25 protein-coding genes and 1 tRNA gene are annotated in these 25,175 nt (G+C 67.0%); 16 read left to right on the top strand and 10 right to left on the bottom strand.

Annotation, left to right across the window (positions count from 1 at the left end; genetic code table 11):
• Positions 1 to 38: 38 nt before the first annotated feature.
• Positions 39 to 605: a hypothetical protein gene (locus DEBA_RS03415; protein ID WP_013257510.1), complete on the bottom strand. Its 567-nt coding sequence runs from the start codon at positions 603 to 605 to the stop codon at positions 39 to 41.
• A gap of 236 nt (positions 606 to 841) precedes the next feature.
• On the opposite strand from DEBA_RS03415, the gene DEBA_RS03410 reads away from it, so the two are divergent.
• Complete coding sequence (locus DEBA_RS03410) at positions 842 to 3,058, top strand: acetate--CoA ligase family protein (protein WP_013257509.1); 2,217 nt, start codon at positions 842 to 844, stop codon at positions 3,056 to 3,058.
• Here the strand turns inward: DEBA_RS03410 and DEBA_RS03405 are convergent.
• Positions 3,055 to 4,539 carry a PAS domain-containing protein gene (locus DEBA_RS03405; protein WP_013257508.1) on the bottom strand — a complete coding sequence of 495 codons (1,485 nt, stop codon included), beginning with the start codon at positions 4,537 to 4,539 and terminating at the stop codon, positions 3,055 to 3,057. The two genes, DEBA_RS03410 and DEBA_RS03405, sit on opposite strands and share 4 nt — an antisense overlap.
• Positions 4,540 to 4,690: 151 nt before the next feature.
• Positions 4,691 to 5,212, bottom strand: coding sequence for a hypothetical protein (locus DEBA_RS16780; RefSeq protein ID WP_013257507.1), 522 nt, complete (start codon positions 5,210 to 5,212; stop codon positions 4,691 to 4,693).
• A gap of 91 nt (positions 5,213 to 5,303) precedes the next feature.
• Between DEBA_RS16780 and DEBA_RS03395 the strand changes: the two genes are divergently transcribed.
• The 4 genes from DEBA_RS03395 to DEBA_RS03380 all read left to right on the top strand — a co-directional run bounded on the left by DEBA_RS03395 (position 5,304) and on the right by DEBA_RS03380 (position 9,099).
• The gene (locus DEBA_RS03395; protein ID WP_013257506.1) at positions 5,304 to 5,609 is read left to right on the top strand and encodes a DUF4282 domain-containing protein; all 306 of its coding nucleotides are present in this window, start codon (positions 5,304 to 5,306) and stop codon (positions 5,607 to 5,609) included.
• A 132-nt stretch (positions 5,610 to 5,741) separates the two neighbouring features.
• Complete coding sequence (locus tag DEBA_RS03390) at positions 5,742 to 6,623, top strand: DUF169 domain-containing protein (RefSeq protein ID WP_013257505.1); 882 nt, start codon at positions 5,742 to 5,744, stop codon at positions 6,621 to 6,623.
• A gap of 120 nt (positions 6,624 to 6,743) precedes the next feature.
• On the top strand, positions 6,744 to 8,693 hold the full coding sequence (locus DEBA_RS03385; RefSeq protein WP_013257504.1) for a chemotaxis protein CheW: 1,950 nt from the start codon (positions 6,744 to 6,746) through the stop codon (positions 8,691 to 8,693).
• 91 nt (positions 8,694 to 8,784) lie between these two features.
• Entirely contained in the window at positions 8,785 to 9,099 is a 315-nt protein-coding gene (locus tag DEBA_RS03380; RefSeq protein WP_050762218.1) for a DUF1330 domain-containing protein, read from the top strand.
• 69 nt (positions 9,100 to 9,168) lie between these two features.
• Here DEBA_RS03380 and DEBA_RS03375 read toward each other — a convergent pair whose 3' ends face one another.
• Positions 9,169 to 9,369, bottom strand: coding sequence for a hypothetical protein (locus DEBA_RS03375; protein WP_013257502.1), 201 nt, complete (start codon positions 9,367 to 9,369; stop codon positions 9,169 to 9,171).
• 96 nt (positions 9,370 to 9,465) lie between these two features.
• Positions 9,466 to 10,242 (bottom strand): alpha/beta hydrolase, encoded by a 777-nt coding sequence (locus DEBA_RS03370; protein ID WP_148227765.1) that lies wholly within the window; start codon positions 10,240 to 10,242, stop codon positions 9,466 to 9,468.
• Between the two features lie 205 nt (positions 10,243 to 10,447).
• On the opposite strand from DEBA_RS03370, the gene DEBA_RS03365 reads away from it, so the two are divergent.
• Positions 10,448 to 11,467 (top strand): hypothetical protein, encoded by a 1,020-nt coding sequence (locus DEBA_RS03365; RefSeq protein WP_013257500.1) that lies wholly within the window; start codon positions 10,448 to 10,450, stop codon positions 11,465 to 11,467.
• Positions 11,468 to 11,544: 77 nt separating this feature from the next.
• On the opposite strand, the gene DEBA_RS03360 is transcribed toward DEBA_RS03365, so the two are convergent.
• The 3 genes from DEBA_RS03360 to DEBA_RS03350 all read right to left on the bottom strand — a co-directional run bounded on the left by DEBA_RS03360 (position 11,545) and on the right by DEBA_RS03350 (position 13,929).
• A tRNA-Sec gene (locus tag DEBA_RS03360) sits at positions 11,545 to 11,642 on the bottom strand.
• A 32-nt stretch (positions 11,643 to 11,674) separates the two neighbouring features.
• On the bottom strand, positions 11,675 to 13,111 hold the full coding sequence (locus DEBA_RS03355; RefSeq protein WP_013257499.1) for an HD domain-containing protein: 1,437 nt from the start codon (positions 13,109 to 13,111) through the stop codon (positions 11,675 to 11,677).
• Positions 13,108 to 13,929: a LysM peptidoglycan-binding domain-containing protein gene (locus DEBA_RS03350; RefSeq protein WP_013257498.1), complete on the bottom strand. Its 822-nt coding sequence runs from the start codon at positions 13,927 to 13,929 to the stop codon at positions 13,108 to 13,110. Before DEBA_RS03350 ends, DEBA_RS03355 begins: the two co-directional genes overlap by 4 nt.
• Positions 13,930 to 14,120: 191 nt before the next feature.
• Here DEBA_RS03350 and DEBA_RS03345 point away from each other — a divergent pair, with 191 nt between their 5' ends.
• Positions 14,121 to 14,927 (top strand): enoyl-CoA hydratase/isomerase family protein, encoded by an 807-nt coding sequence (locus DEBA_RS03345; RefSeq protein WP_013257497.1) that lies wholly within the window; start codon positions 14,121 to 14,123, stop codon positions 14,925 to 14,927.
• On the opposite strand, the gene DEBA_RS03340 is transcribed toward DEBA_RS03345, so the two are convergent.
• Positions 14,924 to 16,087 (bottom strand): PAS domain S-box protein, encoded by a 1,164-nt coding sequence (locus DEBA_RS03340; protein WP_013257496.1) that lies wholly within the window; start codon positions 16,085 to 16,087, stop codon positions 14,924 to 14,926. The genes DEBA_RS03345 and DEBA_RS03340 overlap by 4 nt on opposite strands.
• 286 nt (positions 16,088 to 16,373) lie before the next feature.
• On the opposite strand from DEBA_RS03340, the gene DEBA_RS03335 reads away from it, so the two are divergent.
• The 5 genes from DEBA_RS03335 to lpxC all read left to right on the top strand — a co-directional run bounded on the left by DEBA_RS03335 (position 16,374) and on the right by lpxC (position 19,889).
• Positions 16,374 to 17,333, top strand: a complete 960-nt coding sequence (locus DEBA_RS03335) for a sensor domain-containing diguanylate cyclase (protein ID WP_187288582.1) — start codon at positions 16,374 to 16,376, stop codon at positions 17,331 to 17,333.
• A 60-nt stretch (positions 17,334 to 17,393) separates the two neighbouring features.
• Positions 17,394 to 17,585, top strand: coding sequence for a hypothetical protein (locus DEBA_RS03330; RefSeq protein ID WP_013257494.1), 192 nt, complete (start codon positions 17,394 to 17,396; stop codon positions 17,583 to 17,585).
• A gap of 121 nt (positions 17,586 to 17,706) precedes the next feature.
• The gene (locus DEBA_RS03325) at positions 17,707 to 18,132 is read left to right on the top strand and encodes a MerR family transcriptional regulator (RefSeq protein WP_013257493.1); all 426 of its coding nucleotides are present in this window, start codon (positions 17,707 to 17,709) and stop codon (positions 18,130 to 18,132) included.
• Positions 18,125 to 18,796, top strand: coding sequence for a molybdenum cofactor guanylyltransferase (gene mobA / locus DEBA_RS16775; protein WP_013257492.1), 672 nt, complete (start codon positions 18,125 to 18,127; stop codon positions 18,794 to 18,796). Before DEBA_RS03325 ends, mobA begins: the two co-directional genes overlap by 8 nt.
• Positions 18,797 to 18,968: 172 nt before the next feature.
• Entirely contained in the window at positions 18,969 to 19,889 is a 921-nt protein-coding gene (gene lpxC / locus DEBA_RS03315; RefSeq protein WP_013257491.1) for a UDP-3-O-acyl-N-acetylglucosamine deacetylase, read from the top strand.
• Positions 19,890 to 19,934: 45 nt separating this feature from the next.
• Here lpxC and DEBA_RS03310 read toward each other — a convergent pair whose 3' ends face one another.
• Positions 19,935 to 20,321 (bottom strand): carboxymuconolactone decarboxylase family protein, encoded by a 387-nt coding sequence (locus tag DEBA_RS03310; protein ID WP_013257490.1) that lies wholly within the window; start codon positions 20,319 to 20,321, stop codon positions 19,935 to 19,937.
• A 188-nt stretch (positions 20,322 to 20,509) separates the two neighbouring features.
• On the opposite strand from DEBA_RS03310, the gene uvrC reads away from it, so the two are divergent.
• The 4 genes from uvrC (at position 20,510) to DEBA_RS03285 (ending at position 25,173) form a co-directional block, all read left to right on the top strand.
• Complete coding sequence (uvrC, locus tag DEBA_RS03305) at positions 20,510 to 22,369, top strand: excinuclease ABC subunit UvrC (protein ID WP_187288581.1); 1,860 nt, start codon at positions 20,510 to 20,512, stop codon at positions 22,367 to 22,369.
• Between the two features lie 27 nt (positions 22,370 to 22,396).
• Positions 22,397 to 22,792: a Sec-independent protein translocase protein TatB gene (tatB, locus tag DEBA_RS03300; protein WP_013257488.1), complete on the top strand. Its 396-nt coding sequence runs from the start codon at positions 22,397 to 22,399 to the stop codon at positions 22,790 to 22,792.
• Positions 22,785 to 23,876, top strand: a complete 1,092-nt coding sequence (gene tatC, locus DEBA_RS16770; protein WP_013257487.1) for a twin-arginine translocase subunit TatC — start codon at positions 22,785 to 22,787, stop codon at positions 23,874 to 23,876. Before tatB ends, tatC begins: the two co-directional genes overlap by 8 nt.
• A 100-nt stretch (positions 23,877 to 23,976) precedes the next feature.
• Positions 23,977 to 25,173: a DegT/DnrJ/EryC1/StrS family aminotransferase gene (locus DEBA_RS03285; RefSeq protein ID WP_013257486.1), complete on the top strand. Its 1,197-nt coding sequence runs from the start codon at positions 23,977 to 23,979 to the stop codon at positions 25,171 to 25,173.
• Positions 25,174 to 25,175: the final 2 nt, after the last annotated feature.

Below are 25,175 nucleotides of genomic sequence, written 5' to 3'. Positions count from 1 at the left end.
GCGCCGCCGGGGCCGGCGCCCCGTCCGTTGGCGCGGGCTCAGTTGTAATCGATGGCCAGAACTTGGTCGGGCGTCAAATCAAAACGACCGGGCAGGCAATCATCGGGCAAAATCAGGCCGATGGCCCCGATGAACTTGTCGTCGCGGCGTAGGGGCGCGCAGATCACCACGAAGGGGCCGTCTTGGTCATAAAGCCGCACCGGCTTGACCCGACCGCCTTCCAGCTCGTCGAAGATGTCCTTGAAGTTGGAGTAGCGCACCCACTCTTTTTTGACCGAGGCCGCGCTCTGGCTGCCGGGCGCATGCCAGCGGCCGGCCACGTAGAGGTGCTGGCCGTTGACCACATGCACCGAATACGAGCAGGGCTCCTCGAGCCACGGCGTCTGGCCGAAATAGGCCATTAGCGCCTCGTCCACGGCGGCTTCGTCATCGGCCGCCAGGCCCTTGACCACGCCGGGCTCCAGCATGGCCAGTTGGCCGCGCACCGCGTCCTTGAAACGCTGGGCCTCGGGGCTGAGGGGCTCCTCCAACTGGCAGGCCGGCGTGGCCAGCGTCAACGCAATCATTACCAACAAGCGGAAATACAAAAGCATTTTCGTTTTCATGTCGCCCCTCCGCGCCCAGTATGCCATATTTTACAGGCCCGTCAACGCACCATGGGCCAAAAAACGCGCCGCCCATGGGCAGACAAGACGGCCAAACTTTGGTAAACATAAGTCTGCGCGAAGAACAATGTTACAAATATCCGCGCCCGGCGGCCAGCCGCATTTGGGCCGCGACCATGGCGCGCGACGCTTTATTACTGAATAATGAATCATCTTTCAGAGTATGGGAGGCCAGCATGAGCGCCACGGAGTTGATCGACAAGGCAATCGCCGCGGGGCAACACGCCCTTTCCGAGGCCGATTCCAAGCGCGTCCTGGCCCAATATGGCGTGCCGGTGGTCGAGGAGCGCCGGGCCGCCGACGCCGATCAGGCCGCCGCGATCGCCCAGGCCATGGGCTGGCCGGTGGTGCTCAAGGGCCTGGGGGCCAAGCTGACCCACAAATCCGAGTTGGGCCTGGTGCGTCTTGGCCTGACCAGCGCCGAGGCCGTGCGCCAGGCCGCCGCCGCGATGGCCGCCACGGCCGGGGCCGACCTGGAAGGCTTTTTGCTGCAACCCCAGGTGGCCGGCCGCCGCGAGTTCGTGGCGGGGCTGTTGACCGACGACCAGTTCGGGCCGGTGGTGATGTTCGGCCTGGGTGGCGTGTTCACCGAGGCGCTGGACGACGCGGTCTTTCGCATCGCGCCCATCGACCAGGCCCAGGCCCTGTCGATGATCGACGAACTGCGCTCACGGGCCTTGCTGGGGCCCTTCCGTGGCGAGGCCGCCGCCGATCGCCAGCAATTGGCCGCGGCCCTGGTGGGCCTGTCGCGCCTGGCCATGGACGAACCCCGCGTGCGCGAGATCGACATAAACCCGCTTTTGGTCTCGCCCGATGGCCAGGTCCGCGCCGTGGACGCCCTGATCGTCCTGGGCCAGGCCGTACGCCGGAGCGAGGCCCGCCCGCCGGTGTCGCCGGCGGCCATGGCCGCCCTGTTCCACCCCAACAGCGTGGCCTACATCGGCGCTTCCGACGTCTTTGGCAAGTGGGGCAACCGCCTCTTCACCGACACCCTGCACGGCGGCTTCCCCGGCCAGGTGCATCTGGTCAACCCCAAGGGCGGAGTCATCGCCGGCCGACCGGTGCATAAATCGGTGCTGGACATCGCCGAGCCGGTGGACCTGGCCGTGGTCACGGTGCCGGCGGCCAAGGTCTTGGCCCTGATCCCCGAGCTGAAGCAAAAGGGCGTGACCAGCGTGGTGCTGGTGTCTTCGGGCTTCGCCGAGGTCGGCCCCGAGGGCCAGGCCATGCAGGACGAACTGGTGCGCGCGGCCCGGGAGGCCGGCATCCTCATCCTGGGCCCCAACACCATGGGCCTGTGCAACCCCCACCACAAGTTCTATTGCAGCGGGGCCGGGGCGCGGCCAGCGCCGGGGGCCACGGCCTTCGTGGCCCAGTCGGGCAACATGGGCGTGCAGCTTTTGTTTTTCGCCGAGGATCAGGGCATCGGCATCCGCGCCTTCGCCGGCTCGGGCAACGAGGCCATGCTCACGGTGGAGGACGCCCTCGACGGCTTCGAGGCCGACAAGCTGACCAAAACGGTGCTGCTCTATCTGGAGAGCGTCAAGGACGGCCGGCGGTTTTTCCAGTCGGCCAGCCGGCTCAGCCGACGCAAGCCCGTGGTGGCGCTCAAGGGCGGCCGCACGGCCATCGGCGGCAAGGCCGCCGCCAGCCACACCGGGGCCCTGGCCTCCAACAACCGCGTCTTCGAGGCCGCCTGCCGCCAGGCCGGCGTGGTCTTGGCCGATCAACCCATGGACATGCTCGATCTTTCGGCGGCCTTCGCCTCGCTGCCCCTGCCGGCCGGCCGCCGCGTGGCCATCGTCACCCTGGGCGGCGGCTGGGGCGTGGTCACCTCCGACCTGTGCAGCGAATACGGCCTGGAAGTGGCCGAGCTGTCCCCGGCGATCATCGCCGAGATCGACAAGCTCCTGCCGCCCTATTGGAGCCGGGCCAACCCGGTGGACCTGGTGGGCGAGCCCGACGAAAAGCTGCCCATGACCATCCTGGACATGCTGCTGGACTGGGACGGCTGCGACGCGGTGATCCACCTGGGCATCATGGGCCGCAAGGCCATGGCCCAGCGGCTCATCGACGCCACCCTGGCCACCAACCCCGACTGCGACCGGCAATACCTCGGCCAGGGCCGCCAGATTTTGCGCGAGATCGAGCGGGGCTACGTCGAGCACATCGTCCGGGCCATGGAGCGGGCCAACAAGCCGGTCATCGGCGTGAGCCTGGACGCCGACCCCAACGACAAAACCGTCGTCGAGATCGCCGGCGCGACCTTCAAGGGCGTTTTCTTCCAGACGCCCGAGCGGGCGGTCAAGGCCCTGGCCAAGATGGCCGGCTATGAAAGCTGGCTCGACGCCCAGGGCGTGCCCCGCCAGGAGCGCGGCGTGCGGGCCGACTAGGGCTTTTCGGCCTGGTCGCCGCGTTTGCGGGCGTAGATCTCGGGGTAGAGCTTGGCCGCGCACTCGGGGCAGATGCTGTGGGTGAACTCGGCGTTGGAATGGCGGGCCACGTAGGCCTCCAGTTGGTTCCAATAGCCCTGGTCGTCGCGGATCTTCTTGCAGTGGCTGCAAATGGGCAGCAAGCCCGAGAGCGTGCGCACCTGGGCCAGGGCCGTTTGCAACTCGGCGATGAGCCGTTCGCGCTCCTGCTCGGCGCTTTTGCGGCGGCTGATGTCCAGGAGCGTGCCGGCCATGCGGCTGGGTTTGCCCGCCTCGTCGCGGGCGACCACCCGGCCCGTGACCTGGACCCAGCGGTAATCGCCGCCGGCGGCCCGCAGGCGCAGCTCGCACGAAAGCGAGTCCGACTGGCCGGTCAGGTTCTGGTCGATGGCTTGGCGCATGAGCGGCGCGTCCTCGGGAAGAACCAAGCTCCAGAAAAATTTGGCGTCGTGGCCCACATCGGCGTAGTTGTGGCCCAGCAGGTCTTGGATCCGTTCGTCGACGAAAATCTCGCCGCTTTGCAGGTTGTGATCCCACATGGCCATGCCGGCCCCCTTCAGGGCCAATTCCAGGCGCTCCTCGCTGTGGCGCAGGGCCAACTCGGCCCGCTTGCGCGCGGTGATGTCGTGGATGATCACATAAACGTATAGGCTAGCCCCATGGCTGACCGGGCCGTGGTGCAACTCCACGTCGCGGGTCTGGCCCGAGGCCAGCAGATGCCTGGCCTCCAGCGGCAAGGGGCAACCCTCGGCCAGGCGGCGCACCCGCTCCAGGGCCTCGCGCCTGCCGTCGGCGCACAGATCGCCCACGTTCATCGTCAGCAGGACGTAGCGCGGATAGCCATAAAAAGCGCAAGCCGCCTGGTTGACGTCGAGGATCGAACCGTCGGCGGGGTCGATGATCATCTTCATGGCGCAGTTGGTCTCGAAAAGCTGGTGATAACGCCGCTGGCTTTCCTCCAGGGCCAGCTTGTAGACCTGGCGCTCGGTGACGTCCATCACCGCGGCCAAAACGCCGTAGACCAGGCCATTGGCGTCGACGATGGGCGATTTATGCACGCGCAGCCAGCGGTGGCGGCCGCCGAAAAACACACTGGAGGTGCGGCTGAGGGGCTCCTGGGTCTCCATGACCCGGCGGTCTTCCTCGTCGAAGCCGCGGGCCAGCTCCGGCGGAAACAGCTCGGCGGAGTTCTTGCCCAGTAGTTCCTCGCGGCTCAGGCCCAGCAGTTCGCAATAGCGCTGGTTGACCAGGCGGAAGCGCATGTCGGCGTCTTTTATCACCACGCCGTAGGGCGCGCGTTGCAAGATGGCCTCGAAAACGGCCATCCGCTTGCCGATGGCGTCCATGGGCCCGCCGCCCGGGCCGCCAGCCCGGGCCAGTTGGCCTTCCAATTCCCTTACCCTGGCCCGCAGGCGCTCCATTTCCACGGTGGAATCTTGCATCGTCGCTCCTTGGCGGGCCGCGCGCGAAGGTCTCCTCGCGGCGCTTGGGCCCCTGCGACAATGATTACCATCGGCTGGAGATTATGCAAGGCGATTTCCTATGATTGGTCCGTAGTATATTATTCACCGTCGCCTCCGCCCACGCCCGTGGTCATAAGATCGTATCGGCCATCAACGCGCCGATCAGCCGCCTTTGCTCCTTGATGGCCGCCACCAGCCCTTGCCAGCGCGCTTGCTGGCCGGGGCGGCCGGCCAGGCGGGCCGAGAGCGTCGGGCACAGATACCAGGTGCAGACCCAGGGCCGCTGGAGGCGGGGCAGCCGACAGCCGCGAGGGCCCAGGTAGCGGCAGTGGTCGTGACGCCCTTGGCGCAGTTGGGCCGGCGGCGGGCTCTGGCCGCCAAGGTGGATGAACAGCAGGTCGCGGCGGTCCAGCCAGACCTTGGCCTCCAGGCAGCATGGCGTGGGGCACCAGGGGCAGGCGGCCGCGCAGAGCTCGTCCAGCAGGGCGTCGGCCTGGCCCAAAAGGCCGGCCAGGGCCAGGGCCGCTTGCCTGGCCTGATCGTGGCCCACGGCGCAGGCCCGCTCCAGGCGTCGGTTGAGGTCGCGCCACTGGGCCGGGTCGGCCCAGGGCGGGCCGCCCGTCACCCCATTGTCGGGCAAAGGTCTGATCAATTACGCAAATCCCGGTTGTTTTGCCCCGTGGGGCGCGCCTATGATGGAGCAAAGCCACATGCAACGATAATCATCCAAAAAGGAGCGCCAAATGCAAAAGAACTTTTTCTCCGACCTGTTCGATTTCTCGTTCAGCGAATTCGTGACGCCGCGCCTGGTCAAGGTTCTTTACATCCTGGCCATCGTGGGCATCGCCCTATACACGCTGTTCGGCCTGTTCTCGGCCTTCGCCTACTCCACCGGTTTCGCCAGCACCCTCCTGGCCCTGATCCTGGTGCCCATCGGCGCGCTGATCATGCTGATTTTGGCCCGGTTCTACATGGAGCTGTTGCTGGTGATTTTCCGCATCGCCGACAAAGTGGACAAGATCGCCCAGAACAAGGGCGTGAGCGAGTAAGGCCGCGCCTGTCGGCGGGCCGTCGACCATCGGCGGCCCGCGCATAATTTGCCCCACCCTCGCTTGCGCGGTGGAGTTCGCCCGCCGGTCCAGGCTATAATTGCTTGCGGCCGATAACTCAACGAGGCGGAAATGAGCACCATCGCCGGCCTATACGCGCGGATGATCGAGGCCATGGGCGTGGCCGGGCTGGAGATTCCGGCGGCCTACGTGCGCCTTTACGGGGCCGGGGACGACATCCCGCCCCAGTTGCTCAAGCACGCGCCCCGGAGCGAGTCGGTGATGTGCTGCCAGGCCCTGCGCCACGTGGAGGGCGGCGAGCCGATCCTTTTGACCATCGACAATATCGGCTGCGTGGCCGCGGCCATCACCCTGGGCCTGGTCGATGAGCGCCAGCCCGAGCCCTTGCCCGGCGCGCGGGTTTACACCTGCGTGATGAAAGAGCAATCGGGCCTGGGGCCGGGGTTTCGGCCGCCGGCCCCGGCCCAGTTCACCAGCGGCGAGGTCTACGCCTGCAAGGACGCCGGCCGCGCGGAGTTCGCCCTGTTCGGCCCCGACGATCCGGGCCGCTTCAAGGACGTGGCCACGGCCCGGGCCGCCGTGGCCGAGATGGCGGCGATCCAACCGGCCACGACCAAGGCCGTGTTCGTTTTTTCCAACGCCTACGACGAACTGGACATCGAGCCCCACGTGGTGGTGCTCTCGCCGCGGCCGGCCGAACTGACCAGAATCGTCCAGGCCTGGGCCTTTGTCACGGGCGGGCGCGTGCGCGCCGACATGGGCCCCCTGCGGGCGGTGGACAGCGATTTGATCGTGCGGCCCCATCTCAGCGGCCAGATCAACGTCTCGTCCTATTGCCTGGGCTCGCGGCTGCTGGCCGGCCTGCCGGCCGACCGCATGGGCATGGGCCTGCCCATGGCCTGCTTCCGCCAGGTGGTCGAGGGCATGGTCGCCTCGCGCCTGGGGTATCCGTTCCACGCCTACCTGGGCCGCGGGCCCCGGCCGGGCGCTTGAGTTTTCGCGCGTCACGGGCGGCGGGTTTGACGCCAACAACCGCCGCCGGGCCGATCACGGACCAAAGCCACACGCCAAGGCCGGCCGGCAAGAGGCCGCCCGCGCCAGCGGAGGATTGACATGAGCGTTCCGAGCGACATCCGCATCCTGCTGGTGGAGGACTCCTCCATCATGCGCAAGATGGAGCTGGCCATCCTGCGCGAATTGGGCTTTGTCAACGTGAGCGAGGCCGACGACGGCCGGGCCGCCGTGGAAAAGCTTGTCACCGAGGAGCCGGTCGAACTGATCATCAGCGACTGGAACATGCCCAACTTCGACGGCTACGAGTTGCTCAAATGGGTGCGCGCCGACGCCCGGCGCAAAAACACGCCCTTCATCATGGCCACAGCCCAGGGCGAGAAAAAACAGGTCTCCCTGGCCCGCGAGGCCGGAGTCAGCGCCCTGGTGGCCAAACCCTTCAACGCCGACGAACTGCGCGCCAAGATCGAGCAATGCTTTGGCCAGGCCGAGGCCGCCGACGAAGGCTCCAAGGCCCGCCAGCCCCAGTTCACCGACGACGGCCGGCTCAAGCTCAAAATCGCCCACATCCAGATCACCGACCACCTGATCCTGGGCGTGCTCAAGCACCAGATCGAAACCGGCCTGGCCCGGCCCAAGCACTTCGTGCTGGAGACCGTCTGCCTGCCCGGCTGGAACCCGGTGCAGCAAAAGCTGGAAAACGGCGAACTGGACGGCGCGTTGGTGTTGGCGCCCATCGGCATGGACCTTTTCGGCTATGGCGTGCCGATCAAGCTCTGCCTGCTGGCCCACAAAAACGGCTCGATCTTCGTGCGCAGAAAGAGCCGCGAATATCGCAAGGACCGGCCGGCCGACTATTTCCGCGACACGGCCTTCTACATCCCCCACCGCTTGTCGGTGCATCACATGATCTCGCACATGTACCTTTCGCAGCTTGGCCTGGCGCCGGGCACGCCGGGCGAAAGCGTTTCCGACGTGCGCTTCGAGGTCGTCCCGCCCATCAAGATGCCCGAGCTCTTGGCCCAGAGCGAGCTGTGCAGCGGCTTCATGGTCGCCGAGCCCTTGGGCACCAAGGCCATCGCCTCGGGCGCGGCCGAACTGCATTTTCTCTCGGGCGAGGTCTGGGAGCATCATCCCTGCTGCGTGGTCACCCTGCGCGACGAGGTCATCGCCGCCCACGAGGCCGCCGTGCAGGAGTTCATCAGCCTTTTGGTCAAGGCCGGCCAGTTCGTCAAGACCGAGCCCGGCGCGGCCGCCGACATCGCCGTCAACTTTCTCGATCCCGGCAAGACCCTGGGCCTGAAAAAGGCCGTGCTGCAAAACGTGCTCACCGAGCCCTCGGGCATCACCACCACCGATCTGTTCCCGGTCATCGACGACCTGCGGCGCATGCAGGATTACATGGTCCACAAAATGGGCGTGGGCGCGGCGGTGGACCTGGACGCCTTCGTCGAGACGCGCTTCGCCGAAGTCGCCTGCCAGGGCCTGCCCCGCGAGCTCTCCTCCCACGCCCCCGGCGAGGATCTGGACCTGGTGGCCAAGGTCGAGGCCGCTCGCGCCGCCGCCGGCCAGTCGTCCAAGGCCATGCTCACCTCCGAAGGCAAGTACCTCAGCTTTGCCCTGGGCGGCGAGGACTGGGCCATGGCCGTGCTGAAAACCCGCGAGATCGTGGGCATGCAGCCGGTGACCAAGGTCGCGCGAATGCCCGAATACATCCGCGGGGTGATCAACCTGCGCGGCCGGGTGATCCCCCTGGTCGACCTGCGCCTGAAGCTGGGCATGGACCAGCGCGCCTACGACGAACGCACCTGCGTCATCGTCGTGGAGGTGATGGGCCGCAAGGGCGTGGTCCAGACGGGCGTGGTCGTCGACTCGGTGACGGAGGTGCTAAACATCCGCCAGGATCAGATCATGGAGGCGCCCAACTTCGGCGCCCAACTGGACACCCGCCACATCCAGGGCCTGGTCCAAGTGGGCGGGCGGGTCAAGATCCTGCTCAACATCGACCGCCTGCTCAGCGATCAGGACATGAACATGCTGGAGGCGGTCTGAGCCGGCGGTCGCGCGACGGCGGCCGGGCTATGAAACAAATTTGGTTGGACGGGTGGGGTTTGGCGCGAACGCGAAACAAAAAGAGGCGACGATGAACAGTGAAGACAAATTTTACATGCTCAACGCCCTGTGGTTCAAACCCGACGGCGGCCGCGAAAAATACCAAGAGTATCTGCGGGCGGCCGGGCCCATTGTCCTGCGCTTCGGCGGTCGGCCCCTGCCGTCGTTCAAGCCCTTCAAGGCCGTGATCGGCAAGTTCGACGCCGACTTGATTTTCTTTGTGGAATGGCCAAGCTGGACGGTGTTCAAGCAGTTCATGGCCGACCCGGATTATCAGGCCATCGTCCACCTGCGCGAGGAGGCCATCACCGATTCGCTCTTGATCCGCTGCCAGCGCCTGGACTGAGCGGCCCCCAACGGCAACCACCGCCGGCCTGGCGCTCGTCGCCGGGCCGGCCGTTTTTTGGCGGCCGCGTCATTGGCCGCGTTTGCGCAGGGCCTCGGACATGTAGGCCGCGCCCACCACGATGCCGGCCAGGATCAAAGAGATCAGCCAGTCCACCCCGGAACGGAACGCCGCCGCCATCGGCAGTTTGCTGAAAAACAGCAGGTTCAAAAACCAACCGCTGACCAGGCCCAGGCCCAGGCGCAGCAACAACACGTTCAACTTGCTCATCGAGGCGCGATCCTTTCGGCGAGAGTGCGGTAGCCCTGGCCCAATTTAACCAGCCCCGCCCGCAAAAGCAACGCCGTCTTGGCCGGGCCGGGCCGACTAAAGCGGCAGGCCCTCGCAAAATGCCCGGAACTTGGCGAAATAGGCGTCCTCACCGATCAGGTAGGTGTCGTTGTGGCCCGCGCCTTCCAGGGTCACGAACTCCTTGGGCTCGGGCGCGGCCATGAACAGCCGCCGGCCCAGGGCCAGGGGCACGATGTCGTCCTGGTCGCCGTGGAAAAACAGGATCGGCGCGCGCACGGCGCTGATCTTTTTGCGGGCGTTGAAGCGGCTGCTGAGCCATTGTTCGGGCAGGGGCATGGGAAAATGAATGCGGGCCATGGCCCCCAGATGGGTGAAGGTCGACTCCAGGATCAACCCGGCGCAGTGGTTGCGCGCGGCCACGTGGACGGCGGCCACCCCGCCCAACGAGCGGCCGAAGATCACCAGGCGGGCCTTTTCCTGCTTGGCCCGGGCCTGGGCCACGTTGCAGGCCGCCTCCACGTCGCGGTAGAGGCCTTCCTCGCTGGGCCGGCCCCGGCTGTTGCCGTAGCCGCGATAATCGAAGATGAACACGCTTATGCCGATGCGGTTGAGACGCATGATGTTGTCGACCCGGTCGCCAACGTTGCCGGCGTTGCCATGACAGAATAACAACACCGTGCGCCCCACCGCCGCCGGCACGAACCAACCGTGCAGGCGCACCCCGCCGGCCGACTCGAACCAGACGTCCTCGTAGGCCAGGCCCATGTCGCGCGGCGTGTAGTGAATTTGCTTTTCGGGATAGAATATCTGGCTCTCGACCAGCCGTTGCCAACCGCTCAACCAAGTGGCCATGAGCAACACCCCCGCCCCGACGGCCAGCGCCCCCAACGCCGCCGATCCCCGTAGCCGATGCCGTTTGCCGATCATGAAACGATTTTAACACAGCCCCAGGTGCGCAAGTGAACTTGATTTGCCCCCCGGCTTGTGCTTTGCTTTGATGCGCTGGCCAACTCGCCAAGCCGAACGTGCGAGGACGATTGCAAAGCGGAGGCAAAAAATGCGCTTCTTTATCCGCCTGTTGCTGACAATGATCATCGCCGCCGCCGTGGCCCAACCAGCCACGGCCCAGGAGGGCTGGATACGCTGGGTCGATCCGGCCGAGCGGGCCTTTTCGCTGGACGCGCCCGCGGGCTGGCGGGTGGAAGGCGGCCTGCGACGCCACGCCGCCGTGGACGTGCGGCCCGAGGTGACCATGACCAGCCCCGACGGGCTGATTTTCATCCGCATCGGCGACGCCGCCAACCCGACCATGGTCCAGCCCAACCAACAAATGGCCGCCATGGGCTTCGTCGAAGGACGCTGGTACAGCCCCGGCTACGGCGTCAACATGCTGGTCATGCGCTATCTGCCCGGAGCCCGCTTCGCCCTCGACTACTACCTGCCCAAAAGCCTGGGGCCCATCAGCCAAGTCATCGTGCGCGAACTCAACCAGCCTTCCAACCAGGCCATGAGCATCATGGCCAGCGCCGGCATCCAGGGTCGGGTCGACACCGCCGACCTGACCTTCCAGACCACCGAGGCCCAGGGCCCGCGCCAGGGCTATTTGCTGATCCAGACACGTTTGATAATCGCGCCCGGCGCGCCGGACATGGGCAACTGGGAGGTTACCAAGCTCTCGGGCTACCTGGCCGCGCCCCAGGCCCTACCCCAGGCCTGGCGGATATACACCCGGGCCTTGGGCAGCTTTCAGTGGGATCCTTATTGGTGGGAAGGCCAGATGCGTCAGGTGGGCGCCACCAGCTACGTGGTCTCGCGCACCGAAAACGAACTGGCCCGTATCATTCAGGAAATGACCTACCACCGCCAGCAGGTGGCCGACGAGGCCCACCAAAAATGGACCGAATACATTCGGGGCACGCGCACCTTCACCGGCCCCGACGGCAACCCCAGGGAAATCGACGCCAACGCCGACCAATACGTCATGGCTCCAGACGGCCGCATCTTTGGCCGCGACCAAAATCTGGGCAACGAAGGCTTTTTCGTGGGCCAGGACGGCGCCTACTACACCAAGGAGTAACCCTCCCACCGGTCATCTCGCCGCGCCTCAAAACAAAAAGGGCCGGACCGTCAGGCCCCAACCCCTTGATTTTATTATGGCGGAAGTGCATGGGAATCGAACCCACCCGAGACATTACTCATGCCCCACACCGGATTTGAAGTCCGGGAGCCCCACCAGAGAGCTATCCACTTCCATCGGCAAATCTAACAGCAGCCATCGGGGCCGTCAACCGCGCCGCATGCGCCGGCGTGCCAAGTTCAAGGCTTCGTATGGGTTGGTGATTGCGCCGTCGAGTTGGGCCTCGCGCAGCAAGGCCAACAGGCGGCCCACTTCCGGGCCGGGGCCGACGCCGAGGGCGGCCATGAGCTGGCGTCCGTCAAGCAGGGGCGGCGCGGCCAGGGCGGCCTTGAGCTGGCTGTCGCGCAGGTGGGCAACGCGGCCGTAAAGCCTGGTCAGGCGTTTTTCGGCGTCGGGCGGTCGCTGGGCCCCCCGGCCGGCCACGGTGTCGGCCATGGCCAGGATAAACAAACCCGGTAGGTCATCGCCGACTGCCTGGATCAGCCGCCGCGCGCCGCGAGCGGTCAACTGCCCACGATTTTGCGCGCCCAGCAGGTGAAAAGGCCGCATGTGCATGGCCGTCATGCGAGCGACAAAGCGGCTATCGGCCTTGGCCAAGCCCAAACGCTGGCAGGCGGCGTGGGCCAGCTCCGCGCCGACGCTGTCATGGCGGTAAAACGTGGCCCAGCCGGGGCCGGTTTCGAGGCGAGTGGCGGATTTGCCCACGTCGTGCAACAGGGCCGCGCAGAAAAGCAGGGCGCGGCGGCGCGGCGGCGTCAAGTAGTCGGCCGTCTCGGCGGCCATTGCCCCGAAAAGGGGCGAGGGGTCGCGCCAGATATCTTGGGCCGCCGCCAGGCAGGCCAGGTTATGGTCGAAGACGTCCAGGTGGTGAAACGGGTTCTGGCCCAGGCCGCGGCCGGCTTCCAGGGCTGGCAGCAAAAGGCCCAGCGCGCCGCATTGCTCCAGCAGGTTCACGCCGCGGTTCGGGTCGGCGGCCTCCAGCATGGCCAGCCACTCGTGGGCCAGGCGTTCCTTGGGCGTCTGGGCCAGGCCCGACGCGGCGCGGCCCAGGCGCTCCGGCAGGCCCGGCGCGGGGCTCAGGCCCAGTTCGGCGGCCAAGCGCCCGGCACGCAGCACGCGCAAGGGGTCGGCGCGCAGCACGCCCGACCCGGCCGGGCGCAGCAGGCCGGCGCGCAGGTCGGCCTGGCCGCCGGTGGGGTCGAGCAGGACCGGCCGGCCGGCCAACAGGGCGTCCAGCGGTGCGGCCATGGCGTTGATGGTGAAATCGCGGGCGACCAGGTCTTGCTCGATGGTCGGGGCGCGCAGGCCGGTCAGGTCGATGGCTTGGCCGTCGGCCACGACGCGGCACGATTGGTGATCCGGGTCGAGGAGGATGTAGCGGCCGTTCAGTTCGTGGGCCAGGTCTTGGGCCAGGGCCGCGGCGTCGCCGTCGGCGGCCAGATCCAGGTCGGCGGGCCGGCGGTCGAGGAGCGCATCGCGGATGGCTCCACCGCACAGCCACAGGGTTTGTTCCCGCCGAAGGGCCAAGCGCCGGGCCAGTTGCAGTCGATTGTCGGAGAAAAAGGCCGGCCAGCCCTCACTCACGAGGCCTCGCCGGAAAAGATCACCAGGCCTTGGCCGACCATGATGCGGTGGCCCGAACCGATATCGGGATTCCAGCGCTGGATGTCGGCGATCGTAACCGCGTGAACCCTGGCGATGCGCGCCAAGGTGTCTCCGGCGCGGACCTTGTAGACGATGCGATGGTTGTTGGCGGCCCTGGCCTTGGATTTGGGTTTGGCCACGGCGGCGGCCTTGACGGTTTGTTGTCGGCCGCTGACGGCGGCTATCGTCGGCGACGGCGCGGCGCCCTTGGCCGTCTGGCCCATGGCGTTCTTGACGTCGTTGGTCCACTTGGCCAATAAAACCATCTGACGTTCCAGGCGCCCCAGGCGCTCCATGACGGTCATCCGCTGGGCCGAGTTGCCTTTGTCGAAGGGGCCCATGCGGCGTTCGAGATCGTCGAGCTTGCGCGCGACGTTGGGGTCCGCGGCGGCCAGGGCCGAGGACTGGCCGGCTTCCCTGGCGCCGCCGAACAGGCCGTCGGGCTTGTCGTCGCCCAAGCCGGCCTCGTCCATGCGACGGCGCATGGCTTCTATGTCGGCCTCCATGGCCTCCAGGCGGGCCAAGGCCCTTTCGCTGGCCACGATGGCGGCGTTGAGCTTGCCTTTCTGCGGGGCGGCTTCGGCCTGGGTGGCGGGCCGGTCGGCCGCGCCAAAAGCGCCCATCCAGATGGAAACAAGATATAGCATGCCGACGAGGATCAGGCCCCCCAGCACGGCTTCCAGCGAAGATAGCTTAATCTTTTTGAGACGTTGGGCCATGCCATGGACATCGATGTTCCTTTTGACGCTTCTGCCCAATGCGGCCTCCTGTTCCGTTCAGCTAAAGGCTAGCATAAAGCCCAATTGTGAGCAAGGGTTAGCCAATCAACGCCCGGGCCAAACAGCGGGTGTTTTCGGCCGGGCGACGTGTTTATAATGTTGGCGTCGGCCAGTCGGCCCGCGAAGGGTTGACGCGTCGATGCTGGCTGAAATTACGGGAGAAAAGAGCCGTGGAACCCTACGAAACGCTGAGCGTCCAAGACCATGGCGCGGTGCGCCTGCTGACCCTAAACCAACCCCAGCGCTTCAATCCGCTGGATTTCGCCAGCGGCCCCGAGTTGGCCCGCGCCCTGGAGGACGCACAGGCCGCCGCCGGGGTGGGCGCGGTGGTGCTGACCGGGGCGGGCAAAGCCTTCGCCGCCGGCGGTGATGTGCGCCAGATGCGCGATATCGTTGAAAATGGTGGCGATATCCGACGCTTTTTCTCGGATCTGGCCTATATCCTGGCCAAGACGACCATCACCCTGCGGCGGCTGCGGTTGCCGGTGATCGCGGCGATAAACGGCGTGGCCGCCGGCGGCGGCCTGGCCTGGGCCCTGGCGGCCGACCTGGCCTTGGCGGCCGAAGGCGTCCGTTTCGATCCGGCCTACATCCGCATCGCCGTCTGCCCCGATGGCGGGGCCTCGGCCATCGTGCCCCGGCTGATCGGCCACAAGCGGGCCAGCGAGTTTTTCCTGCTGGGCCGGGCCATCGACGCGGCCACGGCCCGTGACTGGGGCCTGATCAACCAGGTCGTGGCCCCGGCGGAGCTGCTGCCGCGCGCCCTGGAGGCGGCCGAGCGCCTGGCCCAGGCCCCGGCCCAGGCCCTGGCCCGCACCAAGGCCCTGCTCAACCAGGCGGTCTTCGGTGACCTGGAGGTGGTGCTGGAAAACGAGCGCCAGGGCATCATGGACCTGTGCGGCCAGCCCGACTTCGCCGAGGGCTTGCGGGCCTTTTTCGAAAAACGGCCGACGCGCTTCAACCAGGGCCGGCCCTAGGCCTGTTCGTCGCCGGGCGGGCCGACGGCCTGTCCGGCCCCTTCCAGGTCGAGGATGCGGCTGTGCGCGCCCAGGTAGTCGCGGCTACGGTAGACCGTGATGCCGCTGAGGCGGTGGGTTATGGCGGCCATGCGGCGCATTTCCTGGCGCATTTTTTCCATGCGCGGCCGCAGGGGGTCGTTGGCGGGCAGTTGGGCCAGGGTCAGTTCGGCCATCAGGACGATCGATTGCAGGGGTTGATTCAGTTCGTGACAGGCCGCGCCGGCGGTCTCGATGGCCGCCTGGAGCTTGGCCCGCAGCAGGGCTTCCTCGTGGGCCTGGCGTCTGGCGGTCACATCGCTGACGAAATTCAGCCAGCCTTGGCGGCCGTCCCAGTCGATGGGCACGCCGCTGAACTCCACCCAGACCGTGCGGCCGTCGCCGCGCAGCACCCGGCAGGCATGGGACGCCCCGCTCTGGGCCGGGTCCATGCGCGCCCGCTGCCTGGAGATTTCGACCACGGCGGGCAGGTCGTCGGGGTGGATCACGTCGCGGTAGGTCATCCCTAGCAGGGCCTCGGCGGCGTGGCCCAGGATCGCTTCGGCCTTGGGGTTGACGAAGGCGAAGCGCAGATCCACGCTGACCAGCAGGCCCTCGCTGGCGTTCTGCACCACCAACCGATATTTTTCCTCGGAGCGACGCAGGGCCTCCTGGGCCTGCTTGAGGCCGCTGATGTCGACGACGATGCCCCTGAACCCGACCACTTCGTCCTGGCGCACGATGGGCGAGGCGTACATCATGATCGGAAAAACGCCGCCGTCCTTGCGCAGGGCGGTGAACTCCACACCCTCGCCGGGGCCGCCGCCGGCCACGCTGGCCATGTAGTCGAAGGCCCTGGGTCGATCCTCGGGGGCCAGCAGCATGTAGCCGCTGACGCCACGGGCGAAATCGCGCGGGCTAAAGCCGAAGGTCTTGAAGGCCTGGCGATTGGCGAAGGTCAGCCTGGCGGTGATGTCGGACTCGAAGACCGTTTCGGGCAGCATCTCCACCAGTTGGCGAAAACGCTCCTCGCCCCGCGGCGGGCCAGCCCCGGCGGGCGGCCCGGCCTGGTCCGCCGGGCCGTCGGTGTCTGGCCCGGCAGGCCCTTGGCCGCCCGGGTTGTCGTCGAGATGGGTCGTCATTGGTCGAAGATGCTCCAAGTAGTGAATTTTAGCTTAAATTATACCGCACGGACATTTCACACAAAAACGACAAAAGCGTCATCCGCGGACGATATCATGGTTTTTTATCGGGATTCTTAAACAGCCCTCGTGGTGACGATTTATTCACACCAACCGATCTTCCGCCAGAAAACGGCACATAAATCACATATTGCAAGTGGTCGCCACAATGGTGCAAGATTGCCCAAAGCGTTGCGCCAGGACCGCGCACCAGGCCAGATCACCCCCGCAAGGCGACAAACGACCCATGGACTCGATCGGACCCGCCCTCAGAGAAAGCCTGGTTTTGATGGAAGACTTCGTCGGCAAGATGGTGACCCTCTGCCCCGACGCCATCATCGGCGTCGACCGGCGCGGCGTGGTCACCATTTTCAACCCGGCGGCCGAACGCCTCACCGGTTATCCGGCCGCCGAGGCTCTGGGCAAACTGACCATCGACGTGATCTATGGCTCGCGCCAGCGGGCCCGCGAGATCAAAAAAGCCCTCTACAGCGACGAATACGGCGGCCCGGGCCGCCTGGAGGGTTACGAGACCGAGGGCGTCAGCCGTCAGGGCGTCTGCGCGCCGGTGCGCCTTTCGGCCATCGTGCTGTTCAAGGACGGCCAGGAGGTGGGCAGCGTGGGCTTTTTCCACGACATGACCCGCCGCAAACAACTCGAGGACGAACTGCGCCGGCTCTCCATCACCGACTCGCTCACCGGCCTCTACAACCGGCGGCAATTTCACAGCGTGCTGCACGACGAAACGGCCCGGGCCTGCCGCTACGGCCGGCCGCTGAGCCTGATCTGCCTGGATCTGGACAACTTCAAGCCCTTCAACGACAATTTTGGCCACCAGGTCGGCGATTCCATTTTGCAGTTGGTGGCCACCTGCGCCCGCGGCGTGCTGCGCGGCCAGGACACCGCCTTCCGCGTGGGCGGCGACGAGTTCTGCCTGCTGATGGTCGAGACCAACGAGGACAACGCCACCATCGCCGCCGACCGCTTTCGCCGCGCCTTCAACGATCAGTGGCCCATCGCCATGAGTTTCTTGCATAAGGGCATGGAACCGGTGTACATGAGCCTTGGCGTGGCCCAACTCCAGCCGGGCGAAAAGCCCGACAGCCTGCTCATGCGCGCCGACCTGGCCATGTACGAGGCCAAACGGGCCGGCGGCAACCGCAGCGTCACCGCCGGGGCGTGCATCAACCGCACCCGCGAGTGCTAGGCGACCGCCCAGCCGGAGTCGGCCGCGCGCCACGACAACCCAAAACAAGCATTGCGCGCCATGAACAAAGTCGTCATCGGACTAGTTTTGATCCTGGCTGGCCTGGGCTACGTGGCCCTGTGCCATTTTTACCCCTCACCCCAGGCCTGGTGGTGGCTGGAGTTCACCCAGGCCCGCTGGGTGATGTTCGCCCTGTTCATCGCCGGTTGGCTGGTGCTGCGCACCGGCCTGCGGCGTGGCCGGCGGCGCTGAACCAGGCCTTGCGAAATCGGCCGGCGGCGTGGTAGAAATTGCCTCGGCCACTTGCACGAAGTTTCGTTTATACGCGCCGACCTGGGCCGGGGCCGCGCTTTTTGCCGGATAGCCACGCGAAATGCATCTGATCAACGAAGTCTCGCGGCGGGTGGACCTGTCGCAAAAACGCATCCGCGAGTATGAAAAAGAAGGCTTCATCAAACCCCTGCGCGAGGCCAAGACCAACAACCGCCTCTACAGCGACTTCGATATCGCCCAGATCCGGCGCATCACCGCCCTCATCCACGAGCGCGGCTTCACCCTGGCCTGCCTGCGCAATCTCCTGCTGATGGCCCCCTGTTGGAACATCTTCGGCTGCGCCCAGAAAGAGCTGTGCCCGGCCTATCACAGACCGCACACCCCCTGCTACGAGGTGCGGCGCACCGACCAGACCCTCTGCCAGGGCCCCTGCCCGCGTTGCGCCATCTTCCTCAACCGAGGCCACGACGCCGTCGCCGTGCTCGAACGCCAAGGCCACGGCCACGCCGGCGCGGGCGATGCCTGAGCCGCCCCTGGGCGTGGTGCTGGCCGGCGGGCCGGGCCGCCGCCTGGGCGGCGGCAAGCCCTGGCGGACGGTGGCCGGCCGTCGGCTGATCGACCTGGCCGTGGAAAAGCTCGCCGCCGCCTGCCCACGGGTGGCGGTGGTCTGCGCCGAGGTGGCGGCCATGGCCGATCTGACCGTGGAGGTGCTGGCCGACCGCTGGCCGGGCCAGGGGCCGTTGGGCGGCCTGGCCACGGCCTTTCTCGACACCGGCGCGGCCAGCGTGCTGCTGCTGGCGGTGGACGCGCCCCTGGTCCAGCCGGCGCTGCTGGCCCGCCTGGCCCAAGGCGACGGGCGCATGCGGGCCGTGGCCCCGCTGGGCCCCCTTGGCCCGGAGCCCCTTTTGGCCTGGTATTCGCGCGATGTGCTGGGCCAGGCCCTGGGCCTGCTGAAGGGCGGCCAGCCGCGCATGAAGCGCCTGCTGGGCCGTCACTGCACGCGCTTCATCGGCCCGGCCGAACTGGCCCAATTGGACCCGCAAGGCCTCAGTTTCATCAACGTCAACCGGCCCGAGGACCTGGCCCTGGCCCGGCGGCTGATGGGCGAATGTGTCAAAACAGACACATCAATCGCCGAGAGTGTGGCCGACGGCACACAACAGCCCTCCGCGAAATCCGGCCCGCGCTGAGCGGCCAGCGGCCAAACCCCGCCCCTGCCGCGCTTTTGGCCCCATCGTCGCCCGCCGTGCGCTTTGGCGCGAATTTTGCTTATGTTTTGGGCGCGGCAGTTGCGCGGAAGGCGGTCAAACCCGCCGCCGAAGCGAGCCAGAGCGGAATCAAACGCGATGCAAGGGTGAGTTGATGACAATCTACCAGCGGACACTGAGTCGACCCGTGGCCTGCACCGGCATCGGGCTCCATTCGGGAAGGCGCATCAACCTGTGCCTGCGGCCGGCCGAGCCGGACACGGGCGTGGTCTTCAAGCGCACCGACATTCCCGACTCGCCGCTGATCCCCGGCGACGTCAACGCCGTGGTCTCCACCGAGATGTGCACCACCGTGGGCTCCGGCGGCGCGTGCGTGGCCACGGTCGAGCACCTGATGAGCGCCCTGGCCGGCGTGGGCGTGGACAACGTCCTGGTGGAGGTCGACGCCCCCGAGATCCCGGTCATGGACGGCTCCAGCGCGCCGTTCGTCTTTTTGCTCAAGCACACCGGCCTGAAAAGCCAGGACCAGCCGCGCAAGTACTTCGCCGTGCGCCGCGAGGTCTGCGTCAGCGAAGGCGACAAATTCCTCAAGGTGCTGCCGGCCGATCACTTCTCGGTGGACTACACCATCGAGTTCGATCACCCGCTGATCCGCCGCCAGCGCATGGTCTATTCGCAGAAAAACGGCTCTTACGACCGCCAGCTCAGCCGGGCGCGCACCTTCGGTTTCCTCAGCGAATTCCGCCGCCTGCAAGAGGCCAACCTGGCCCTGGGCGGCTCGCTGGACAACGCCGTGGTCGTCGACGACTACCGCGTGCTCAACGACGACGGCCTGCGTTTCGACGACGAATTCGTCCGCCACAAGGTGCTCGACTTTGTCGGCGACATGGCCCTGGTCGGCCGGCCGATCATGGGTGCTTTCGTGGCCCACAAATCGGGCCACGCCCTCAACAACAAGCTTTTCCGCAAGTTCCTGGCCGACCCCCAGGCCTGGCAACTTGTCTCGCCCGAGGCCGCGCCGCTGGATTTCGAGGCCGCCGGCGCGCTGGCCATGCCCCAGCAGGCCGTGGCCTGATCGCCCCCCGGGCAGTCATCGCCGGGCCCCTCGCGGGCCCGGTTTTTATTTGCTCGGCCCCGCCTCGTCGCCCTGGGCGAAGACTTCCTTGGCGGCGAACAAGCCGTTGAGGGCCGCCGGAAAGCCGGCGTAGACGGCCATCTGCATGATGACCTCGACGATCTCCTGGCGGCTCAGGCCCACGTTGAGCCCGCCGCGGATGTGCACCTTCAGTTGGGGCGTGGCCGTGCCCAGGGCGGTGAGGGCGGCGATGGTGGCGATCTCCCGCGAGCGCAGATCCAGGCCCGGCCGCTGGTAGATGTCGCCAAAGGCGAACTCGACGACGTATTTGGCCAGGTCCGGGGCGATGTCGGCCAGGCTTTCGGTGACGGCGACGCCGGCTTGGCCGTCGATCTCCAGCAATTTGCGCCACCCTTGTTCGTATCGCGTCATTTTTTGGCTCCCTTGTCGATGTCGGGGCGCGCCCGCGGCGGCGCGGGCGGTTTTGGGTTCGCAAAAAATTATACCCCCGCCGGCCGGCTGGCGCGCCGCCACGGCGTTTGTTCAAGCCCACGGGCCGATCTTGCATTATGATTGAGGCGAGCCCGGAGCCCAAAAGCGCCAAACGCGAAGCAAAGGCCATGACCAGCACCGACATCCAGCCAGCCCACGGCGTCGAGGCCATCCGCCAGGTTCTGGCCCACACGCCCGACAACCCCGGCTGCTATCTGATGAAAGACGCCGCCGGCCAGGTCATCTACGTGGGCAAGGCCAAGCGCCTCAAGGCCCGCCTGGGCTCCTACACCCGGCCGCCGGCCAGCCACACCTACTACACCAACAAGGTCGAGGCCATGAAGGCCAAGGTGGCCGCGGTGGAGTTCGTGGTCACGGCCTCGGATAAAGAGGCCGTGCTGCTGGAGCACACGCTGATCAAGCGCCATCGGCCGCGCTACAACGTCGAACTGCGCGACGACAAGAGCTATCCTTATTTTCGCCTCGCGCTGGCCGACGACTTCCCCCGCCTGAGCCTGGTGCGCCGGCCCAACCCGGCCGATGGCGCGCGCTACTTCGGGCCCTTTGACAGCGCCGGGGCGGCCAAGCAGACCCTGCGCATGCTCCAGCGCATCTTTCCCCTGCGGCGCTGCGCCGACGCGGCGCTGAAAAACCGCGTCCGGCCCTGCCTGGATTTCGAAACCGGCCGCTGCCTGGGCCCCTGCGTGGGGGCCATCGACCGCGAGGGTTATCAGCAACTGGCCCGCCAGGTGCTGGAGTTTTTCGGCGGCGGCGGCCGCCGTCTGGCCGCCGAGATGGAAGCCCGGATGCTGGCGGCCGCCGCCGAGGAGCGCTTCGAGGACGCCGCCCGCCTGCGCGACCGCCTGCGCGCCCTGCAAAGCACCCTGGAGCGCCAGCAAGTCTCGCTGACCGACGGCTCGCAGCTCGACGCCGTGGCCCTGCACGACGCCGAGGGCGCCCTGCGCCTGGCCGTGCTGAAGGTGCGCCTGGGCCGGGTGGAGGACAGCCGCGTCTTCGAGTTCGAGTCCGAGGCCCTGAGCCCGGCCGAGGTCATGGGCCAGGCCCTGCTTTCGCTTTACGCCACCGCGCCGCCGCCGCCGCTGATCCTGCTTTCGCACCTGCCCGAGGAGCCCGAGTTGCTGGCCGAGGTGCTCGCGGAGCGGGCCGGCCGGTCCGTGGAGCTGCGCCGACCCCGGCGCGGCGACAAACGCGGCCTGCTGGAGCTGGCCATGATCAACGCTGGCCAGCCCCGCGCGGCCCAGGACGACGACTCCGGCCCGGCCCTGGCGACCCTGGCCCGCAAGCTGAACCTGGCCGGCCCGCCGCGCCGCATGGAGTGCGTGGACATCTCGCACCTGGGCGGCCGGCTGACCGTGGCCAGCGTGGCCGCCTTCGAGGACGGCCGGCCGCGCAAGGCCGGCTACCGGCGCTACAAGCTACTGGGCCAGGAGGGCGCGCCCGACGACTACGCCTCCATGGCCCAGGCCCTGGAGCGCCGCCTGAGCGGCGACGACCCGCCGCCCGATCTGTTGATCGTCGACGGCGGCAAGGGCCAGTTGGCCGTGGCCGTGGACGTGCTGACCCGCTTGCGGCCGGCCCAGGCCCCCGCCCTGGCGGCCATCGCCAAGGGCCAGGCCCCCGGTGAGCCCGACCGCCTCTTCGCGCCGGGGCGCAAAAATCCCCTCAACCTGGCGGCCAGGGATCGGGCGCTGTTGCTGGTCATGCGCCTGCGCGACGAGGCCCATCGTTTCGCCGTGGAATATCACAAACTCTTGCGCTCCAAGGCCCTGAAAAGGTCCATACTGGATGAAATTCCCGGCGTGGGCCCCGGCCGCAAGAAAAAGCTGCTGACCGCCTTTGGCTCGCTGGCCGCGCTGAAAAGGGCCAGCGCCCGCGAGATGGTCGAACAGGCCGGCCTGGACCGGCCCACGGCCGGGCGGGTCGAGGCCTTTCTGGCCGCCCTTGACACCTTGGAGGGGCCCCAGTAGACTTGCCCAACCCCCGGGGAGGACTATATGTTCGGCATAGGCATGCCCGAGTTGCTGCTGATTCTCGTGGTGGCGCTGGTGGTTGTCGGTCCGCGCAAACTGCCCGATATCGCCAAGAACCTTGGCAAGGGGCTCAGTGAGTTCCGCCGGGCCACCGACGAATTCAAAAGCCAGCTCAACGAAAACGAAGTCGTCAAGGATGTCCAGAACATGCGCGAGGACTTCAGGCAGACCGTCGACGCCATGAACCCGCGCACGGTCTTCGACGCCTCGGCCAAACTCGAACCCAGCGAGCCCAAGCCCGACCTGGCCGCGCGTCAGGCCGTCTACCAGGCCATCGACGACGAACAGGCCGCCGTCGCGCCGACCACGCCTCCGCCGGCCCCGGCAGCCGGCCAGGCCCAGCCCAAAGCCGATGCCTGAGCCCCAGGACAAGGCCATCCAGGACGAAACGCCCTTTGTCGATCACGACGAGGAGCCGGCCGCGCCGCCCTTGGGCCACATGAGCTTCATGGACCACCTGGACGAGCTGCGCGTGCGCCTGGTGCGCATCGGCTGGGGCCTGCTGGCCTGTTTCATCCTGACCTACGCCTTCAAGGAAAACATCTATCATTTCCTGACCGAGCCCCTGCGCCAGGCCGCGCCCCAGGGCGTCGAGTTGATCTACCTCGACCCCACCGAGGCCTTTTTCACCTACATCAAGGCCGCCTTCCTGGCCGCGGTGGTGCTGTGCGCGCCGTGGATTTTCTATCAACTATGGCGTTTCGTGGCCCCGGGGCTTTATGACCGCGAGCGGCGCATGGTCTGGCCGTTCGTGATCAGTTCGTCGACGTTGTTCGTAGGCGGGGCGGTGTTTTGCTTTTTGGCGGTGTTTCCCTTCGCCTTCGAGTTTTTCCGCAGTTTCGAGACCAGCCAGGCCAAGCCGCCGACGGCGTTGGAGCAAGCGGCCGGCCCGGAGCTGCAAAAGCCGGGCTTCCGCGAGATGGTGCGGGCCGAGGTGGCCGAACAACTGCGCCAGGCCGGTGGCGCGGCCGTGGTGGCCAAGCTGCCGGAGGACAAGGCCGGCCAGTTGGCCCGCCAGATCGAGGACAACGTTTTGGAGCGGGCCATCGTGGCCCTGAGCGCCGGCCAGGCCGTGGCCAGCGGACCCGGGCCGGGTCAGTTGGAGATCAAGGCCCAGTTCACCATGCGCAACTATCTGGCCTTCACCACCACGCTGTTGTTCGCCTTTGGCGTGATTTTCGAAACGCCACTGGTGCTGGTGTTTCTGGGTCGGGTGGGCGTGGTCAACGCCGCCAAGCTGCGCAAGACGCGCAAATACGCCATCCTGGCGGCCTTCGTGATCGGGGCTGTTCTCACCCCGCCCGACGTGACCACCCAGATTTTCATGGCCGTGCCCATGATGCTGCTCTACGAGGTGTCGATCTGGCTGGTGGCGGCCACCGAGCGCAAAAAAGCCGCGCGAGAAGCCCAAGAAGAACAAGAAGAAAGCGAAGACGAGGATTGATTGACGCCCCCGCGCGGCGGCCGGCGGCCGGCGGCGGGGTTGACCGTGTGATGGACACGAACCGTTGCGGGGGCCTGACGAGGCCATCTGGAGAGACGATATGCCTGGATTCGAGTGGTTGGGCCGCGAGGAAAAAGAGGCCGTGGTCGATGTGATGGACCGGGGCGTGCTGTTTCGTTACGAGTTTGCCGAAAAACGCGGCGACGCCTGGCGCGTGCGTCAGTTCGAGGAGGCCTTCGCCGCCTACGCCGGGGCCAAGCACGCCCTGGCCGTGACCTCGGGCAGCGCCGCGCTCAAGGTGGCCCTCTGCGCCCTGGGCGTGGGCCCGGGCGATGAAGTGATCACCCAGGGCTTCACTTTCGTGGCCACCTGGGAGGCCATCCTCGACTGCGGGGCCGAGCCGGTCTTCTGCGAAATCGACGACACCCTGTGCATGGACCCGGCCGACCTGGAAAAGAAAATCACCCCCCGCACCCGCTGCATCGTGCCCGTGCACATGATGGGCGCGCCCGCCGACATCGGCCGCATCAAGGCCGTCGCCGACGCCCACGGCGTGCCCGTGCTGGAGGACACCGCTCAGGCCGCCGGCTGCTTCCTGAACGGCCGTCACATGGGAACCTTCGGCAAGGTCGGCACCTTCAGCTTCGACGCGGTCAAGACCCTGACCACCGGCGAGGGCGGCATGGTCATCACCGACGACGCCGACCTCTGGCGGCGGGCCAGCGAATACCACGACCACGGCCACGACCACCGACCCGTGGGCCGCGGCAACGAGGGCCGCAACTTTTTCGGCTTCAACTTCCGCATGATGGAGTTGCAGGGGGCCATTGGCCTGGCCCAGTTGGCCAAGATGCCGGCCATGGTCCAGACGTATCAAAAGCACAAAAACGCCATGCTCGAGGCCCTGGGCCAAGTGCCCGGCCTGAGCCCGCGCCGGGTGGCCGACCGTTCCGGCGATGCGGCGACGTTTGTCAGTTGGTTTCTGCCCGACGCCCAGGCCGCGGCGCGCTTCAACAAATCCCTGGCCGATTCGGGTTGCGGCGCGGTGCCCTGGGGCGTCAACACCTGGCACTCCTACCCCAACTGGGAGCAACTGCACGCCGGGGCCACGCCCATCGCCAGCGGCTGGCCCTTCAAGCGCCCCGGCGGCGCGGACCTGCGCTTTGGCCCGGCGGATCTGCCCAACACCAAAGAGCTTCTGGGCCGCTGCCTGAGCTGGCAGATCATGCTCAACTGGGATGACGCCAAGATCGAGGCCATGCGCCAGGCCGTGGCCAAGGCGGCCAAGGAGCTTTAGGC

Source organism: Desulfarculus baarsii DSM 2075 (assembly GCF_000143965.1).
GTDB lineage: Bacteria > Desulfobacterota > Desulfarculia > Desulfarculales > Desulfarculaceae > Desulfarculus > Desulfarculus baarsii.
This window is presented reverse-complemented; position numbering and strand designations above follow the sequence as displayed.